Annotated in this window: 14 protein-coding genes; 7 read left to right on the forward strand and 7 right to left on the reverse strand. The window is 31.0% G+C overall.

Features of this window, described 5'->3' with window-relative positions:
* Positions 1–4: 4 nt before the first annotated feature.
* From G507_RS0104285 to G507_RS0104300, 4 genes are all read right to left on the reverse strand, one after another.
* A complete protein-coding gene (locus tag G507_RS0104285) occupies positions 5–964 on the reverse strand; it encodes an HlyD family secretion protein (protein ID WP_026716329.1) in 960 nt (319 codons plus the stop codon).
* Positions 965–986: 22 nt separating this feature from the next.
* Complete coding sequence (locus G507_RS0104290) at positions 987–2,363, reverse strand: TolC family protein (RefSeq protein ID WP_026716330.1); 1,377 nt, start codon at positions 2,361–2,363, stop codon at positions 987–989.
* A gap of 89 nt (positions 2,364–2,452) precedes the next feature.
* On the reverse strand, positions 2,453–3,019 hold the full coding sequence (locus G507_RS0104295; protein ID WP_026716331.1) for a Crp/Fnr family transcriptional regulator: 567 nt from the start codon (positions 3,017–3,019) through the stop codon (positions 2,453–2,455).
* A 234-nt stretch (positions 3,020–3,253) separates the two neighbouring features.
* Positions 3,254–3,625: an arsenate reductase family protein gene (locus G507_RS0104300; protein ID WP_026716332.1), complete on the reverse strand. Its 372-nt coding sequence runs from the start codon at positions 3,623–3,625 to the stop codon at positions 3,254–3,256.
* A gap of 317 nt (positions 3,626–3,942) precedes the next feature.
* Between G507_RS0104300 and G507_RS0104305 the strand changes: the two genes are divergently transcribed.
* Entirely contained in the window at positions 3,943–4,995 is a 1,053-nt protein-coding gene (locus G507_RS0104305; protein WP_026716333.1) for a flavin monoamine oxidase family protein, read from the forward strand.
* Positions 4,996–5,224: 229 nt separating this feature from the next.
* A complete protein-coding gene (locus G507_RS0104310) occupies positions 5,225–6,022 on the forward strand; it encodes a DUF1853 family protein (protein WP_035665605.1) in 798 nt (265 codons plus the stop codon).
* Between the two features lie 169 nt (positions 6,023–6,191).
* Here G507_RS0104310 and G507_RS0104315 read toward each other — a convergent pair whose 3' ends face one another.
* Together G507_RS0104315 and G507_RS0104320 are read right to left on the reverse strand one after the other, a co-directional pair.
* Complete coding sequence (locus tag G507_RS0104315) at positions 6,192–6,590, reverse strand: response regulator (protein ID WP_035665607.1); 399 nt, start codon at positions 6,588–6,590, stop codon at positions 6,192–6,194.
* Positions 6,591–6,602: 12 nt separating this feature from the next.
* Complete coding sequence (locus G507_RS0104320) at positions 6,603–10,358, reverse strand: PAS domain S-box protein (RefSeq protein ID WP_026716336.1); 3,756 nt, start codon at positions 10,356–10,358, stop codon at positions 6,603–6,605.
* A gap of 755 nt (positions 10,359–11,113) precedes the next feature.
* Between G507_RS0104320 and G507_RS0104330 the strand changes: the two genes are divergently transcribed.
* The 5 genes from G507_RS0104330 to G507_RS16410 all read left to right on the forward strand — a co-directional run bounded on the left by G507_RS0104330 (position 11,114) and on the right by G507_RS16410 (position 17,282).
* Positions 11,114–11,395: a T9SS type A sorting domain-containing protein gene (locus G507_RS0104330; protein ID WP_026716337.1), complete on the forward strand. Its 282-nt coding sequence runs from the start codon at positions 11,114–11,116 to the stop codon at positions 11,393–11,395.
* Between the two features lie 78 nt (positions 11,396–11,473).
* Entirely contained in the window at positions 11,474–12,877 is a 1,404-nt protein-coding gene (locus G507_RS16395; RefSeq protein ID WP_051191481.1) for a T9SS type A sorting domain-containing protein, read from the forward strand.
* Positions 12,878–12,937: 60 nt separating this feature from the next.
* Positions 12,938–14,347, forward strand: coding sequence for a T9SS type A sorting domain-containing protein (locus tag G507_RS16400; RefSeq protein ID WP_051191482.1), 1,410 nt, complete (start codon positions 12,938–12,940; stop codon positions 14,345–14,347).
* Positions 14,348–14,410: 63 nt separating this feature from the next.
* Positions 14,411–15,814 (forward strand): T9SS type A sorting domain-containing protein, encoded by a 1,404-nt coding sequence (locus tag G507_RS16405; protein ID WP_051191483.1) that lies wholly within the window; start codon positions 14,411–14,413, stop codon positions 15,812–15,814.
* Between the two features lie 64 nt (positions 15,815–15,878).
* Positions 15,879–17,282: a T9SS type A sorting domain-containing protein gene (locus G507_RS16410; RefSeq protein ID WP_051191484.1), complete on the forward strand. Its 1,404-nt coding sequence runs from the start codon at positions 15,879–15,881 to the stop codon at positions 17,280–17,282.
* A 223-nt stretch (positions 17,283–17,505) separates the two neighbouring features.
* Here the strand turns inward: G507_RS16410 and G507_RS0104360 are convergent, their stop codons facing one another.
* Positions 17,506–18,354: an RteC domain-containing protein gene (locus tag G507_RS0104360; RefSeq protein WP_026716338.1), complete on the reverse strand. Its 849-nt coding sequence runs from the start codon at positions 18,352–18,354 to the stop codon at positions 17,506–17,508.
* Between the last annotated feature and the right edge of the window lie 355 nt (positions 18,355–18,709).

The following is an 18,709-nucleotide window of genomic DNA, read 5'->3' on the forward strand; positions in this document are numbered from 1 at the left end:
TGTTTTATTGTTTTAGGAGAATGGTAGCATTTAGAAAAAAAGACTGATTCTCTTGTTTAGAAGTTGGTACAATTTTTAGTTCATAAATGGATTCTGATAATTCATATAAAGGTGCAGTACTTGTAATGTCAGCATAATTAGCTAGTTGTTTTATAGCTGTGATCTCACCTTTAGTTTCTTGTTTTGTATAAGGATTAACTAAAGTCAATTTCTTCCCTACTTTGAAATCGTAAATTTTTGATTCTGGTATTGTAAATCGGAAATACATGCTATTCTTTTCATATCCATTGAACATAGTAAAACCAGGTGTTAACAATTCACCTACTTGAAGACTTATTGTTTCAATAGTCATGTTTGCTGGAGCTATTAAATATTTTTCATTTTCTGCAGAAAGTACTTCTTCTTTAGCACCAACAGCTCTATCTAATTGCCCTTTAGCTTGATCAATTTGCTCAATACGGGCACTATTACTTACCTCTTTTCGTTTAGCATTTAATGACGCAACTTGAGCTTTTGCCATTTTAAGTTTCATTTTTACTTCATCAAACTGTTGTAAACTCACTAGAGAATCCTTATACATAGCTTGTAGTCGATTGTAGGATTCTTGGGCAAAGTTTAATTGAGCTTTTCCGGCATCAATCTGACCATCAATTTGATTTAATTGGTCTGCGGTTGCTCCTTTATAAGCCATATTTAATTGACCTTTTGCCGAAGTAATAGCTCCTTCTGCCTGCATCATTTTTGCATTTACTTCTGGAATATCTATATAAGCAAGCGTGTCCCCTTTTTTGACTGTTTGGCCTTCTTTTACATAAATTTTGTTAATTCTTCCGGCAAGCTTTGTACTTACTGCTATGGTTTCAAATTTTACTTTCCCTCTATATTCTGTGATTTTATCATTAGCACAAGAACTAATAACTATCATTATAAAGCTTAAAGTAACTATTCTTATTATTGATTTCATTTTTAAAACTTTTATTCGGTTATTAGTAATTAAGTTTCCCTTTAGCATAAAGAAGATTTGTGACTGCTCTTCTTTGATCAAAATAGGATTGTTGTAATTTAAAATTTGCTTTTTCTAAATCATTTAAGGCATCAAGTACCTCTCTTATTGACGTAAGATCATTTCTATATTGTTTATTAACCATTTCATAAGTATCTTGAGTTAATTCAATCTCTTTTTTAATCATATCAGTATTTTGTAAGGAAGCTTCATAAGTCAATTCGGCTTTAATAATGCTTAAGGCAATCATTTCATCAGCTTCATCTAATTGCTCTCTGTATTTCATGCCTTCTAATTGAGTTGCCTCGCTTTTTAATCTAGATTGATTAGCATCAAATACATTCCACTTTACTCCAACAGCAACATACCATTTTGGGTCTAACAATGATAAATCTCTTTCTAAAAACTCATAATGTCCCTTTAAAGCGAGCTTTGGTATAAAACTGCTTTTTTCCATTTTAGATTTAAATAAGATTGCTTTTTCCGCTTCCTCAAGAGCCTTGATTTCATTTCTCTTTTCAGATTTTGATAAAGAGTCTGATGTAAAAGGTTCTAATTGAGGATTAAGGAATGTTAAACGCTCCTTACTTTCACTAGTCAGCTGATGAAGTACTTCAATCAGCATCTTTTTATTCTGATTAAACTCTAACATTTTTCCAGCTAATTGTTGTTGAGCTAATTCAATTTTTTTGCGGACAATTGGCGTTGCTAATCCATTTTCAATGGCTTTTTTTACATAAAACTCTTGTTCTTTTAAGTAATTTTCGGAAGCTATTAGCACACGTTTGGAGGCATAAACTAAAGCTAGTTTATCATAAGTCTCTATGATATTTAAAGCTATTTTATCCTTTTCAGCCATAGCTAAATAATTTATAGAGGCTTCTTTATGCTTGCTTGCTTTAAGTGCATTACTAGCTTCAAAACCACTGAATAGAATCCAATCGACATCCATAGCCGATTTTAATATATTTTTATTTTGTAAATTAGGAATAGGAGTCAATGAAATTCCTTGTGGGAAAGCACTATTGAAAGGAATTCCTGCTGCTTCCTTAATAAGAAGTTTTTGTGTTGCCAACAAAAGGTTTTCGGTGTCGCTTCCAAAAGTTATATCATCATCTAAGCGAGTGTAACTACCATTAAATGTAACTTTAGGCAGAAATACAGACTTTGCTAACTTTTGATCAATAGTTGCTTGTTGTGCATCAAAACTTTTGATTTGAATACTATGACTTTTATCTAAGGCTTTGCTTATAAGATCTTTTACAGCTGGATCTAATTGTTGAGCTTTTGCTGGAGTTGATAAAATTAATAATGCAATGGCTAAAAAAAGAATATGTAGTGGGAGTTGTCTTGTTTGCATTGTAAAAGGGTTTAATTATTATAAAGCAAAATTACTCAAATTAAAACTGTCTTCTTTTGACCTATATCAAAAAATGAAACTAGTACTTATTATGATGAAACATTGTTTCTTATTCGACTAAGTGTTTCTTGCGTCATTCCGAGGTAAGATGCAATATGACCTAAAGGCACACGGTTTGAAATATCTGGAAATTCAGCAAGCATATAATCATAACGCTCTTTAGCTGTCTGAAATTGAACAGCATTTAGTTTATGCACAATTTTAGTAAACATTTCGATGGACAACAGCCTTATAAGTTTTTCCATTTTGTGGTATTTGGCTAATAATATGTCCATTTTTTCTTTTGTAATACTATATAGAACTGAATCTTCTAAAATCTCTAAATAATAAAAGCTAGGACTTTGATGAAAAAAGCTATCTGCGCTAGACATAAAATTATCAACACCAAAGAACCATTGCGTTACTTCCTTACCATCTTTTTTAAGGTAATAACTTCTTCCAATACCTTGTTCTACAAAATATAATTTATTACAAACCTGACCTTCTTTTATTAAAACTTGATTTTTTTGGACACATTCTTTTTCAAAATGAGAAAGGATGTCATTTAATTCATCATGAGAGAAAGGTACAAACTTTATTAAGGAATCAGTAATCATAAATGTTTTAGGACTTAAAAAACTAAAATAGTAAAAGCATCTGATATATTATTTATAAATTTTAAAGTTTACTAAATTTTATATTAGACAAAATGTTCTTGTTTGTTTTAGAGCTAATTCATTAATGATTAGCTATAATATATTTTTAAGAGCCTAATTATTATACAAGGTTTATTATTAACTATTAACAATTAGTTAATGCTCAGAAGTAATATTTAATTCTTATTAGAACCTTTATTTAACAAAATAAAGCATGTCTTGAGGGTTAGTCATCATCACTATTTTATCTCCTTTCATAACAATTGGTGCTTTTAATATACTTGGATTATGAACTAGTAATTTTAACCAATCATCGTCCGATAATTGTTTCATATGTCCAAATTTCTGCAGAAAATCAGAACTTTCTGTGTTTACTAATTCTCGCATATTAACTCCCATTCTAGTTGCTAATTCAGCCCATTGTGTAGTTGTCAATTTCATGTGTACTAAATCTATGTCATGAATAGGTATATTGTCAATTTGTGCGTAAGCCAAAATTTGTCGACCAACATGTTCTTCAGAATTATAAATTAGCGTTATTTCTTTATTTGTGTTAGCGAATATCATAGTTAATTTTCGTAGGAAGATATGAATAATAAATCATTTATCGAAAATATTTAGAATTACTTTCAATTAATAGGAAGTAAATAAAAATAAGAGATTAGATACTTTTTTAGCTTTAATTTATTGTTTATAAATATTAGTTGTATACAATCACACTGACATCGAAAGAACCATTTTTAATAATTGTAATTTATTGTTTTATATTTGTTGTAATTAGTGATTGGTTAAAAATACTAATGCTACTTGAAAAAAGTTATGATTTATTAGGAATGACAAATAAAAAAATCTTCAGAAAAAGATTAAATTGAATTAATTAAAAAATGGTAATAATAATTGGAGCTGGTTTATCGGGACTTTTGACAGGTTACCGGTTAAAGAAAGAAGGAATTCCATTTAAAATTTTAGAAGCAAGGAATAGAGTTGGTGGAAGAATCAACACTGTATATGGAACAAATAATACACCTGTAGAAATGGGTGCAACATGGTTTACTAATCAGCATAAACATCTATTTGCGCTTCTAGAAGAATTAGAGATTGATTATTTTCAACAACATATGGATAGTAATGTCTTTTTTCAATCCTCAGATGTTGCACCTATTCAATCTATACAAATTCCGAGTCAACAACCTAGTTATAGAATCTCTGAAGGAACATCTAATTTAATAAACACATTGTTAAAAAAACTAGATAAAAACGATATCTTGCTGAATCAAACCGTGAAGAGTATTAAATTCCATAAAAATACTGTTCAAGTAATTTCCAAAGAAATATTTGAGGGGAAAATGGTTGTTTTAGCCATTCCACCAAAATTGTGGTCAAAAAAAATAGTGTTTGAGCCTCATTTACCTCAAAATTTAATGGATGTTGCCAAACAAACACATACATGGATGGAAGATTCAATTAAGGTTGCTTTGACTTATAGTAAACCCTTTTGGGAAGAAGAAAACTTGTGTGGGACTTTTTATAGTAATACAGGTCCTATTAATGAATTATATGATCATTGTAATCATGCAAGATCGAAATTCGCACTATGTGGTTTTATCAATTCATCCTTTAAGAATCTTACTTATTTAGAAAGACGTTTGAGTGTAATTAATCAATTAAAAAAAGCTTTTGGAGTAAAAATAGAAGAATTTATTGATTATGAGGAATGTGTATGGAGCAAAGAAGAAAATACTTTTGAAGTATCAGATACTTTTTTATATCCTCATGAGAATAATGGAAATCCAATTTTCAGCAAGACTTTATTTGATGATAAATTATTAATTTCAAGTTCTGAATCATCTTTACAATTTCCTGGATATATGGATGGTGCTATATATTCTGCTAATGTAACTGCCGAAAAGATAATTAGAGCACAACAAAATCTTTAATTAATTACTCGTTATGTTTGTTGTAAATAGACATTCAATTTTCCTTTGCATTCGATTTTTTATGTAACTTCTTTCTTGCTAATTAAATTAGAGTTAGTTAAAAATAATACAAATCAACTTCAAAAGCATCTAAAATATTTTGTAACTTAAGTTCATGATTTAGGGTAACTTTATTTAAGAAAAACGGGAGTATAAATTTAAAGTTTCACATAAAAGAGTAAAAATTTAAATGAAAGCAAAGGCAAGAATAACATCAATTTTAAAAACGAATAGTTTAGATTTTTCTGTTACGGGTTTAGAAACTTTTGATTTATCAGAACTAAATCTAAAAGCGGATTTGGAATTTCAACTACCAACCAACATAAGATTAGGTCATTTGGTAGAAAAAGTAGTCTCTGAATTAATTAAAGCATCTACCAACTACAATGTGCAATATGAAAATATTCAGGTAATTGAAGATAAAAAAACCATAGGAGAAATTGATTTTATTATTGAAAATGAAAAAACAAAACAGTTGATTCATATAGAGTTAGCCTATAAGTTTTATCTATTTGATCCAAACATTTCTCCAGAACCATTAAATAACTGGATTGGACCAAATAGAAATGATTCTTTAAAAGAGAAATTAGAAAAATTAAAAACAAAGCAATTTCCGTTGCTTTACCATGATTGTGCTAAATCGATATTTAATGCTATAGAAATTAACGAAGTTTCTCAAGCGCTTTGTTTATTAGTTTCATTATTTATTCCTTATGAATATAAAGCAAGTTTTAGCCCTATTTATGAAAAAGCTATAAAAGGCTACTACATAAACTTGGAAACATTTATTGACCATGATAATCCAGAGAAAACTTATTTTATACCTTCTAAAAAAGAATGGGGAATGGATTCATTTGAAAACGAAATTTGGTCAGACTTTAAAGGTGTTGAAAAACAAATTAATATTAGTATTAAAGAAAAACAAGCTTTATTATGTTGGCAAAAATATAAAGAGTCTTATATTACTTTTTTTATTGTTTGGTGGTAAATTTGTTAGAGAATTCTAAAGGAAATTGATGAATTAAAAAAGTTAAATAACAGTAACTTTTGGATTTTATTCTTCAAATAAAAATATTTAGTTGCAAGAAAATTTAATAATGATAAAAGTAATCTAATCTGTTTTATATGACAATATATGAATATGGTACTTTTTTTAACTAACTAAAGAGTTTGACAAGCTTTACTTTGTTAACTGGTTTTTCAATAAAATCTAAAACAAAATGATTTTCATTTGCTAAGTTTATGTCACTAGTGTTAATAGAAGATGAAAGGATGTAAATATTGTATTGATTTTTTATTTCTTCATCAAAAAGGGCAAATGCTTCGAGGAATTCCCATCCTGATAATGAAGGCATATTGATGTCGAGAAAAAGAGTAGTTTTTTCATCAATAACAATATTTTTAGGTTCAGATTTTATAAATTCCAATCCTACTTCTGCATCAATAAAATCTATAACCTCTACTCCTTCAAATGTTTTTTGTAAAATCATTTTTGTGATATAATTGTTAATTCGGTCATCGTCTATTAACAGAAAACGTTTTGTTAGTTGTATCATTTTAATTTGAATTTAGTTATCAAATACGATAGTAAATTTTGTTCCTTTATTAAGTTCACTTTCAACAGAAACTATACCACCAAGAGATTCTATTTGAGTTTTCACCATAAACAAACCCATACCTTTTCCTTCAACGTGAGAATGGAAACGATTATAAAGGCCAAAAACTTTATCGCCTTTGGTTTTCATATCAATACCCAAACCATTGTCTCTAAAGGTAAGTATTATTTTTCCGTTTTCTTCTTTACTTTTAATTTCAATGAGCTGTTGTTCGTTTGGTTTGCTATATTTAATACTATTACTGATAAGATTATAAAATATGCTATAAATGTAAACTTTTAAAGAAAATATTTCGCCTACTTTTGAAAAATCCGTAATAATCTGTGTAGTATTTTTATCAATTAAATTCCCTATACTTACTTGAATGTCATCCACAAGTTTAGAAAAGATTATTACTTCTTTTTTCTTGTGGACTTCGCGTTTACTTTGCAAAATGGTATTAATATCTTTAATGATAGTATCTAACCCTAATACTGAATCAGAAAGTCCTTGAAGTAATTCTTTGCGTTCTTGCGAAGTAAGTGTTTCATCTTGTAAAATATCAGCAAAACCTATAATATTAGCTGTTGGTGAACGCAAGTTATGAGATACAATATAAGAGAATTGTTCTAAGTCACTGTTTCGCTGAACAATATCATAAATCATTTTTTCTTTTTGATTTTGTTCTTCTTTTTGAGTGGTTATATCATGAACAAAACAAGAAATACCAATAATGGTTTTATTGGTCCATATTGGATAAATAGTAAAACTAGAACAATTATATTTACTTTCTACAGTAAACTCTTTTTCAAATTTCACTGTTTCACCAGTGAGCGCTTTTGTATAGATATCATTCCAGAATTGTGCTTCTTCAGGTGCTAATTTTTCAAGAAATGTTACAGCATGGTCACCAATTTTTAATTCTATTCCATATGTATATCTAACTTTATTTTCAAGACTTTTGTTGAAAGCTATGTATCTCAATTCACTATCAAGTGAAAAAATAGCAGCATCTGTGTTTTCTATAATAGCTTGAAGGTTTGACTGAGATATTCGCAAAGCTTCCGTTACTTTTCTTCGGTCAGTAACATCCTGAAAACTTCCATGTATTCTTATGCATTTACCATCTAAAAATTCTCCTTCACCAATTGTACGTACCCATTTATAATTTCCTTTAAAGGTTAAAATTTGTAATTCTTCATCCCAAGGAGTGCCATTTTCTTTACATTCTTTAACTTTTTTACGTATAGTGTCTTTATCATTACCTGCTTTAAAATAACTTATTCCTACACCTAATTTTGGTTCATAATCTTTATCTACTTCACGAATTTCTTTTGTTATGTCTGACCAGAAAACGGTTCCTTTAAGCACATCAATTTCCCAACTACCAATTGCTGCTAGTCTATTAGTTTTTTCTAAAAGTTTTTCTAATTTCTTAATTTCAGAGATGTCAGAAGAAATTCCAATTATACCAGTTAAGTTATTATTTTCATTATAAATTGGAGAATTAGTAACTAAGGCTGGAAAATTGATCCCATTCTTTTTTTTCATTTTAAATTCGCCAGACCATGTTTTACCTATTTTTAGTTTCTCCATTATCTGCTCGGCTTGTTCTTTCGTGTTTTCCGTAGTCGCAATATCGACTATATGATTTCCAATAGCTTCTTCTTTTGTCCAACCATAAATATTTTCTGCTGCTTTGTTCCAATAGTTTACTATACCATTTATATCGGTTGCAATTGCAGCTTGTCCAATAGTGTTTAAAAGATTGGCTTTGAATTTGTTTTCTTCATCTGCTTTTTTCATTTCAGTAATATCTGTAATCATGCCCAATGATCCTTTAAAATTTGATTGATCATCAATAATAGGTGTAGCTGATATATTGGTTAGAACTTGTTTTCCATTTTTTGATATAAAATTAATGAGAAAATTTTCAGAGATTCCACTTTTTCTTCTCTCAAAGGCTATAATAGCTTTTTCTTTTTCATGCTCGTCCATGAAATATAAATGCTCTTTACCTATTATTTCTTCTTCTGAATATTCAAGTATTTCACAGATCTTTTTATTTACAAAAATTATTTTATTATGCTCATCAAGTTGCCAAATTCCTTCCTGTGTAGTTTCAACAATCTGACGGTATTGCTTTTCACTTTTTTCAATCTCTTTCCTAGAAATTATTTGTTCTGTTATATCATTTATAAAAAAGAAAACACCTTCTATTTCTCCTTTTATATTTCTGTAGGCTTGGTAAACAAAGTTTATATAGAAATCGGTCATTTCACCATTTTCTTTCGTATCTACTTTAACCATCATCTCAGAACCAGTATACGATTCCCCGGTTTTGTAAACATGATCTAGGATACTAATGAATCCTTGTTCAACTACTTCAGGAAGCACTTCGGCAACTGTTTTTCCAATAATATTTTTTTTACCAGTTAATTGAAGATAAAGAGGATTTGCCATTTCAAAAACATGCTCGCTACCTTTTAACATACCAATAGCAGATGGTGCTTTTAGAAACATATCATAAAATTGATCTCTTTCGCTTTTTATGGATTCCTCCATTCGTTTTTGATCTGTAATATCTTTTGCTATACAAAAGACTAATTGACGCTTTTCATCCCAATTTACTGACCACAAAAGTGATACCAATCTACCGCTCTTGTGTACGTACCTATTTTCAAATAATGGTATTGTAAGTCCTTGATAAATTTTTTTAGCCGTTTTGATTGTAAAATCAATATCTTCATTATATACTATTTTTATAAATTTACTACCGATTAGCTCTGCAGGTGTATAACCCCAAATTTGTTGGGATGCAGGACTCACATACACAAACTCACCCTGAGTATTTATTGAACAAATAACATCTAATGAAGAATCGAGTATTTTACTTAGTTCAGAAAGTGTTTTTTGCAATTCAACTGAAGTGTCGAGATGTTTGTTTTCTGCTATCTTTCTTTTGGTAATGTCATGTAAGGAAATGACAACTTTATTTATATTAATTCCAAATTTTTTGACGCTAAGTGCAAACCATCGTTGTTGATTCTTTGAATGGCAAGGATATTCCATCTCAAAAGAGAGTTTTTCCTTTTTTATAACAGATTGAATTCCGTTGTAGACCTCTGTCGCATTACTATCACCAATTTCTATTGCTTGCTTACAAGTCTCAAAGTAATTACCACCTATAGAAATACTGTGCAATGATGTTATTTCTTTTTCATTTGCGAAATTATCCCAAGCCTCATTTGTCGCTATTAGATTTCCCTTAAAATCTATCACACCTATGTGTGTATTTATAGCTGAAAGTATGTTCTTATTAAAAGTTTCACTTTCTAGTAGTTTCTGTTCTAATCTCTTTTTCTCCATAACATCAAGAATAACATAAGGAAGATAATGCAAGCGTTCTTTAAAAATATAACCATCTGCACCTTCTTTCATTATTTCTTCGAAATATTCTTCAGAAACAGTATCCAAAAGTAATAATAAGGGAATCTTTATTTTTTCTTTTTTAAGAATTTTTATTACTTCGAAAGAATCTAATGATGGAATTGTGTGACTTGTAATTATGATATCGGGATTAAAATTTTTAATAGCCTTTTTGAAGTCTGTTATGTTCTCAACAATCATTTTCTCAAATTGATTATTTCCTTTTTTCAAGATTTTTTCTACTAATTGTGCATCAGTAATTCTATTTTCTAGGTGAAGTATTTTTAATTCAGTTTTCAATTTGTGTAAATTTTTATTCTTTCTCAGCAAGAACTTTACAAGGTAAAAAAATATTTAAAAATTCACATTGTATAATTGTAAAATATATTTATAAAATTTCCATAAATATTTCTCTTTATGAAGATTATTTTTTGCATAAAAAATGTATATGTGTAGTCAATAAAAGTAATAATTTTAATTAAATGTTATCTTTAAAAAAAATATGTAAGAAAGTTGTACCACAATAAAGCTGTTTAACTTGATTAATTACAATAAATATATGGTATTATTTACAAAGCTTCTCAAGATCATGGAGTCTTTCCTTGTTTGATAAAAATTTAGTTCTTTAAATATTTTATGATTAAGCAACTATTTTTATAAATAAACAATTATTTCTCTCGAAAGTTAATAAAGTATTTAAGATTTTTTTCTTAAGGTAAGAATTTGAATTTAATTACTTCTACAAATAAATATTTTTACTCAACTATTTTGGCGGCTATAAAACTTTTTTAGATAGAAATGAATAGTTGTTTTGTGTTTAAGAATTAGAGTACCAATTTTTATTTTGGTAAACTGTTTTTTTTCTAGTTGATCTTTCATTAATAGCTTAAGTAGTATTAAAAATAAAAAAGCCTTGTAAATCATACGATTTACAGGGTTTTAGTCTAAAATGAAATTTTAAAAGTGGAGTCGGAGAATTTGGTTATGAGGATTGTTTTTATGATTTTGAAGTAAGGATTCCAACTTGTGATGGTTTTAGTACTAAAATTGGAAACATGAATGGGGATAAAACAGCAAATTTAGTTGTCGAAACTCAAGAAATAAAAATCTACCCTAATCCTGCCAAAGAAAATGTAACCATTAGTTACACCTTAAATACATCTACGGCAACCTTAGAAATTTATGATTTAGCAGGTAGAAGTATTAGTCAAAAAGTATTATCTTCGTCTACAGGAGAAGAACAAATACAGACGAGTACTTATCAAGCGGGTATTTATATCGTAGTTGTCAAAGAAAACGATACAATACTAGTGCAACAAAAATTAATTATCGAATAACAATTTTAAGAAAATAAAATTATTAACATTAACTAAAAAGAGGTAGGCACTGCCTGCCTCTTTTACATTATAAAAATTATGAAGAAAATTTTACTATTTATTTTATTTTATACATTTTCAATTACTATCAATGCTCAATGTTATAGTGAGTTAACTTTTGGTGGTGCTCATACAACAGCCAAAAAAGCTGATGGAACTTTGTGGGGTTGGGGAGCGGCATCTTATGGAAATTTAACATCTACTAATGTGTCCGAACCTTTGCCAATACAACTGGGATCTGCAACGGATTGGAATAGTGTTAGAAATGGTGTCGCTAATACATTTGCCATTAAAAATGATGGTACATTGTGGGGTTGTGGTACTAATCAGTATGGTTGTTTAGGAGTTAATTCATCGGCTCAAAATTTCACAAGTTTTCAACAAATCACCACTGCGACCAATTGGATAAAAGTGGCACCATCTTATTTTTTTACTATTGCTTTAAAATCAGATGGTACCATTTGGGCATGGGGTCAAAATGATGAATATCAATTGGGTAACTCTCCAGCTACTCCACAACAATTGTCACCAATTCAGGTTGGTACAGCAACAGATTGGGTAGAAATTGCTACAGGAACTGATAGAACAGCTTTTGCTATAAAAGTTAATGGTACAATTTGGGGTTGGGGTTCAAACCCATCTTCCATTATTGTTGCTGGTTCTAGTACTTATACAGTATCTACTCCTACACAAGTTGGCACATCAACTGATTGGGTAAAAATGAGTGTTGGTGGTCAACATATTTTAGCTCAAAAACAAGATGGTACTTTATGGTCATGGGGAGGTGGTTTTGGATTAGGTGTGGGAGGAAGTCCATCAGTTACTAATATTCCGCAACAAATATCTACTGATGTATGGAAGTATTTTTGTGCAGGTGGGAGTACATCTTTTGGAATCAAAGCTGATGGTACTTTATGGGCATGGGGACTTAATACAAATGGTCAGTTAGGAGACGGTACATCAACAGATCGTTTAGTACCAACCCAAATAGGGACAGATACCAATTGGGATACCGTACAAGCTAGAAATTTTTCTACTACAATGGCAACAAAAACTGATGGAACTGTTTGGTATTGGGGGTTAAACTATTATGGAGAATTTGGTAATGGATCAAACTATGGTAGTACTTATTATAATACGCCACAGCAAACTACAGGTGTTTGTGTTACTGCATTGTCTAACCCTGAATTTCAAAAAGATAAAATGTTTTCTATGTATCCTAATCCTGCTAGGGATTTTGTTACTATTCAATATGATTTAGGTATTGATAATGGTACTGTTTCGGTTTATGATATTTCTGGTAGAGGTATAAATACCTATAAATTGGCTAGTTCTATGGGAGAATTGCAATTGGATACTAGCTCTTATCAATCAGGGGTTTATATTGTGGTTGTTAAGGATAATAATACGGTGTTGCAACAGCAGAAGTTGGTTGTTGAATAAAGGAAATCTAGATTATTATAAAGAGGTAGGCACTGCCTGCCTCTTTTAAATTAAATTATTATGAAGAAGATTTTACTTTTTATTTTATTTTACACTTTTAGTACTGGTACTAATGCTCAATGTTATGAAGAATTAACTTTTGGAGGTTCTCATACCACAGCAAAAAGGGCTGATGGTACTTTGTGGGGTTGGGGATTATCAGCTTGGGGCGAATTGAGTACCAATAATAGTAATGATTCAGAACCGTTACCAATTCAATTAGGACTAGCAAATGATTGGAGTGTTTTAAAAAATGGTGTTGTTAATACCTTTTGCATTAAAAATAATGGAACTCTATGGGGTTGTGGAAGTAATCAGTTGGGTTCTTTGGGCGTTAACTCTACAACGCAACAATTTAATACATTTCAACAAATCACCACTGCGACCAATTGGATAAAAGTAGCACCATCTTATTTTTTTACTATTGCTTTAAAAGCAGATGGAACTATATGGGCATGGGGTCAAAATGATGAGTATCAATTAGGTAATTCGCCAGCTTCATCTCAACAATTATTTCCCATTCAAGTAGGAACTGCAACTGATTGGGTAGAAATTGCTACAGGAACTAGTAGGACAGCTTTTGCTATAAAAGCCGATGGTACAATTTGGGGTTGGGGTTCAAACCCATCTTCCATTATTGTTGCTGGTTCTAGTACTTATACAGTATCTACTCCTACACAAGTTGGCACATCAACTGATTGGGTAAAAATGAGTGTTGGTGGTCAACATATTTTAGCTCAAAAACAAGATGGTACTTTGTGGTCATGGGGAGGAGGTACAGCTTTAGGAGTTGGAGGAACTCCTTCAGTAACTAATATTCCTCAACAAGTAACTAATGATACATGGAAAAATTTTTCAAATGGTTCAGGTACTTCATTTGGTATTAAAGCAGATGGAACGTTATGGGCTTGGGGTGTAAATACCAATGGACAGTTAGGGGATGGTACATCAACAAATCGTTTAGTACCAACCCAAATAGGAACAGATACCAATTGGGATACTGTACAAGCAAGAAATTTTTCTACTACAATGGCAACAAAGACTGATGGTACGGTTTGGTATTGGGGAGAAAATTATTATGGTGAGTTTGGTAATGGTACAAGTTATGATACTAATTATTATAACACTCCACAGCAGACTACAGGTGTTTGTGTTACTGCACTGGCTGGTCCTGTTTTTCAAAAAGATAAAATGTTTTCAATGTATCCTAACCCTGCTCAGGATTTTGTTACTATTGCGTATGATTTAGGTATTGATAATGCTATTGTTGAGATTTATGATATTTCTGGTAGAGCTATTAATACTTATAAACTGGCTGCTTCAAAAGGAGAACTGCAATTAACCACTAGTACATACCAAGCAGGTATTTATATTGTTATTGTCAAACAAAACGATACGATTTTATTACAGCAAAAATTAATTATAGAATAACAAAAAATTATATTAAAAACCAAAAGAGGTAGGCACTGCCTGCCTCTTTTAAATTAAATTATTATGAAGAAAATTTTACTATTTATTTTATTTTACTCTTTTACTACCGGAACTTATGCTCAATGTTATGAATCGTTGACTTTTGGAGGTGCTCATACAACAGCAAAGAAAGCAGATGGTAGTTTATGGGGTTGGGGAGCCGCATCTTATGGTAATCTAACAACTACAAATGACACTGAACCGAATCCAATTCAATTGGGAACAGCAACGCATTGGAATAGTGTTAGAAATGGTGTTGCTAATACATTTGCCATTAAAAATGATGGTACCTTATGGGGATGTGGCAATAATCAATTGGGTTGTTTAGGAGTTAATTCTACTACACAACAATTTAATACATTTCAACAAATCACCACTGCTACTAATTGGATAAAAGTGGCACCATCTTATTTTTTCACTATTGCTTTAAAATCTGATGGTACAATCTGGGCTTGGGGACAAAATGATACTTATCAATTAGGTAATTCACCTGCAACAGCTCAGCAATTATCACCAATACAAGTGGGTACTGCAACTGATTGGGTAGAAATTGCTACAGGTACTAGTAGAACAGCTTTTGCTATAAAAGCAGATGGTACTATTTGGGGTTGGGGTTCCAATCCCTCTTCAATAATTGTTGCTGGTTCTGGAACTTCTAGCGTAAGCACACCCACACAAGTAGGAACAGATACCGATTGGGTAAAGATGAGTTTGGGACCAGCTCATATATTAGCACAGAAACAAGATGGTACATTATGGTCTTGGGGAGGGGGTATAGGCTTAGGTGTTGGGGGTACTCCATCGGTAACTAATATTCCGCATCAAATATCAACAGCTACATGGAAAAATTTTACTACAGGAACTAATACTTCGTTTGCAATTAAGACCGATGGTACTTTATGGGCTTGGGGACTTAATACCAATGGACAGTTAGGAGATGGTACTTCTACAAATCACAATGTTCCCACACAAATAGGTACAGATACCAATTGGGACACTGTACAAGCAAGGAATTTTTCTACTACTATGGCAACCAAAACGGATGGAACAGTTTGGTATTGGGGTTTAAACTATTATGGAGAATTTGGAAATGGGTCTAACTATGGCAGTACCTATTATGATACACCGCAACAAACTACAGGTATTTGTGTAACACCGTTGAGTACTCCCGCATTTCAAAAAGATAAAGTGTTTTCTTTATATCCTAATCCTGCTAGGGATTTAGTTACTATTCAATATGATTTAGATGTCGAGAATACAAACGTTGAAGTTTATGATATTTCTGGTAGAGTTATTAACCATTATAAATTATCTTCTTCAAGAGGGGAATTGCAAGTAAACACTAGTACTTATCAAGCTGGTATTTATATTGTTATTGTAAAACAAAACGATACAATTTTATTGCAACAAAAATTAATTATAGAATAACAAAAAATTATATTAAAAAACCAAAAGAGGTAGGCACTGCCTGCCTCTTTTAAATTAAATTATTATGAAGAAAATTTTACTATTTATTTTATTTTACACTTTTAGTATTGGAGCTAATGCTCAATGTTATGAAGAATTAACTTTTGGAGGTGCTCATACAACAGCAAAAAAAGCAGATGGTAGTTTATGGGGTTGGGGAGCCGCATCTTATGGTAATCTAACAACTACAAATGACACAGAACCGAATCCAATTCAATTGGGAACAGCAACGCATTGGAATAATGTTAGAAACGGTGTTGCTAATACATTTGCCATTAAAAATGATGGTACTTTATGGGGATGTGGCAATAATCAATTTGGTTGTTTAGGAGTTAATTCTACTACACAACAATTTAATACATTTCAACAAATCACCACTGCTACTAATTGGGTAAAAGTTGCTCCTTCGTATTTTTTTACTATAGCGCTTAAGGCAGATGGTACCATATGGGCTTGGGGTCAAAACGATGAATATCAATTAGGTAATTCACCAGCGACAGCACAGCAATTATCACCTATACAAGTGGGAACAGCCACTGACTGGGTTGATATTGCAACAGGAACTAATAGAACAGCTTTTGCTATAAAAGCCGATGGTACTATTTGGGGTTGGGGTTCCAATCCTTCATCAATAATTGTTGCTGGTTCTGGAACTTATACAGTATCTACTCCTACACAAGTGGGAACAGGAACGAATTGGGTAAGAATGAGTGTTGGTGGATCTCATATTTTAGCTCAGAAAACGGATGGTACATTATGGTCTTGGGGAGGAGGGCTTGGTTTAGGTGTTGGAGGAACACCAACAGTTACTAATATTCCACAACAAGTTACAACTGAAATTTGGAAGTTTTTTTGTGCTGGAAATGGTACTTCATTTGGTGTTAAAGCAAATGGTACTTTATGGGCTTGGGGTGTAAATTCCAGTGGTGAATTAGGTGATGGTACATCAACAAATCGTTTAGTACCAACCCAAATAGGGACAGATACCAATTGGGATACTGTACAAGCTAGGAATTTTTATACTACAATGGCAACTAAAACAGATGGAACAGTTTGGTTTTGGGGTACTAATTATTATGGAGAGTTTGGGAATGGCACAAATTATGATACTAATTATTATAATACACCTCAATTAAGTCCAAACGTTTGTGTTACTCCTTTAAGTTCAGCAAATTTTCAAAAAGATAAAGTATTTTCTTTATATCCTAATCCTGCCCGGGATTTAGTTACTATTCAATATGATTTAGATGTCGAGAATACAAACGTTGAAGTTTATGATATTTCGGGTAGAGCTATTAACCAATATAAATTATCTTCGTCAAGTGGGGAATTGCAAGTAAACACTAGTACTTATCAAGCTGGGGTTTATTTAATTGTTGTTAAGGATAGTAATACAGTATTGAGACAGCAGAAATTAGTTGTTGAATAAGATTGTAGTTTTAGAACACGGATGATAAGGATTGACTTTGCTAAACGCTGATGCTCGCTGATTTTTTGGAACACAGATTTAAATAATTAGAGAAATCTTTATAATTTGTTGTTGGTCGTTTGTTGATTGTTGTCCGAAAATCTGTCATCCGAAAATCTGTTGTCTGTTTTGTGGGTTCGCTCCTGCATAGGGATGTGAAGTTTTTGGAGAAATTTTTATGCTATTATTTTTCATCAGCATCTTGGATTTTTTTGGTTAGGTTATGTTTCAAGTTGTCTAGGAAACTTGTTGTTTCTATTGTTTTTCGTTTTTTTATTTCGGAAAAGATTCTGTTGAATTGACCTAATTCTATGTTGAATAGGACTTCCATGTTTTTAGCGGTTTCGTTTAGGCTAAGGTTTCCATTGTTTAGCACTCCTTCTGTATGTAGTGCATACATTAGTTCAACTAAAGCTACTTTTGAACCCGTCCATTTTAGGGCTGATGTATTTTGTTGTTGGCTTGGACTTATTATATGATTTATTTTATGTTTTCTAAGTTTTAATTCTAAATACTTTTGCAAGTCTTGATGCGCTAGTATTTGGGCCACTTTAAAATCGTGTGATGTTGCAAAAGAATAATCCGATTGAAAGTAGGAGCTGTCGAGTGTCAAACGAATATCGTGCTTTCTTCTCAGGAAATATTTTTTGTCTAAGCTATTACTTCCAGATCTGTAATATTTGTAGAAGTCTTTATTGGAGTAGTAGAAGTCTTTAAGCTTAGTTTGTTCTTTTACATAATACTTTTTAACAACTTTCTTTGAACCTGATGGTTTGTTAATTTCTATATTGTAGATTTCGTTGTAGTAAATCAGTTTGCTGGCTACTTTTGGTTTTATATTTTTGAAAAACTCTATTTCTTCGTCTTTGCTGTTAAAAGTATATTTTATGACAAAGGATTTTAATTCTTCAAATGTACTTATAGTTGCTTTGATAGCTTTTTCGGCATGTACAATTGGTCTGTCATCTACTCTGTAAATTGTTTCTAACTGTTTTTCTAGTGAGGTTAGTAAACCGTCTGAAAAGTTTTTCATTTGCTAAGCTGATCATTGATTAGTTAGGTAGCAAATCTATAGTTTGGTATTGATTATGAAAAATTGTTGTTTGTTTAATTCCCGAATTGAATAGTATAATTCCCGAATTGCGTAGTATTATTAATGTCGAAATTTATTGGATAATTATTTCTCCTCTTTTAATCCTTGTTCTTTTTTGAGGTAATTATCTTTATTTTATCCTGCTTGAATAGTTTTGTTACTTTCTTGTTGGTTTCTAAAACATATACTGATGTCACTACTTCTTTGACCTTAAAGGGGGTTTTTTTTTGAGGAAATGCATCTTAAGATTACTTTCAATGCTAGGTAACAAAAGATATTGTAGTTACTGTAAGAT

The sequence above is a fragment of the Flavobacterium gelidilacus DSM 15343 genome (genome assembly GCF_000422685.1).
GTDB classification, from domain to species: domain Bacteria; phylum Bacteroidota; class Bacteroidia; order Flavobacteriales; family Flavobacteriaceae; genus Flavobacterium; species Flavobacterium gelidilacus.

Coding starts and splice junctions, on each gene's coding strand:
- G507_RS0104315 (WP_035665607.1), bottom strand. CDS start 6,590: ATGATACAACTAACAAAACGTTTTCTGTTAATAGACGATGACCGAATT.
- G507_RS16405 (WP_051191483.1), top strand. CDS start 14,411: ATGAAGAAAATTTTACTATTTATTTTATTTTACTCTTTTACTACCGGA.
- G507_RS0104290 (WP_026716330.1), bottom strand. CDS start 2,363: ATGCAAACAAGACAACTCCCACTACATATTCTTTTTTTAGCCATTGCA.
- G507_RS16400 (WP_051191482.1), top strand. CDS start 12,938: ATGAAGAAGATTTTACTTTTTATTTTATTTTACACTTTTAGTACTGGT.
- G507_RS16395 (WP_051191481.1), top strand. CDS start 11,474: ATGAAGAAAATTTTACTATTTATTTTATTTTATACATTTTCAATTACT.
- G507_RS0104360 (WP_026716338.1), bottom strand. CDS start 18,354: ATGAAAAACTTTTCAGACGGTTTACTAACCTCACTAGAAAAACAGTTA.
- G507_RS0104285 (WP_026716329.1), bottom strand. CDS start 964: ATGAAATCAATAATAAGAATAGTTACTTTAAGCTTTATAATGATAGTT.
- G507_RS0104295 (WP_026716331.1), bottom strand. CDS start 3,019: ATGATTACTGATTCCTTAATAAAGTTTGTACCTTTCTCTCATGATGAA.
- G507_RS0104310 (WP_035665605.1), top strand. CDS start 5,225: ATGAAAGCAAAGGCAAGAATAACATCAATTTTAAAAACGAATAGTTTA.
- G507_RS0104305 (WP_026716333.1), top strand. CDS start 3,943: ATGGTAATAATAATTGGAGCTGGTTTATCGGGACTTTTGACAGGTTAC.
- G507_RS0104300 (WP_026716332.1), bottom strand. CDS start 3,625: ATGATATTCGCTAACACAAATAAAGAAATAACGCTAATTTATAATTCT.
- G507_RS16410 (WP_051191484.1), top strand. CDS start 15,879: ATGAAGAAAATTTTACTATTTATTTTATTTTACACTTTTAGTATTGGA.
- G507_RS0104330 (WP_026716337.1), top strand. CDS start 11,114: ATGAATGGGGATAAAACAGCAAATTTAGTTGTCGAAACTCAAGAAATA.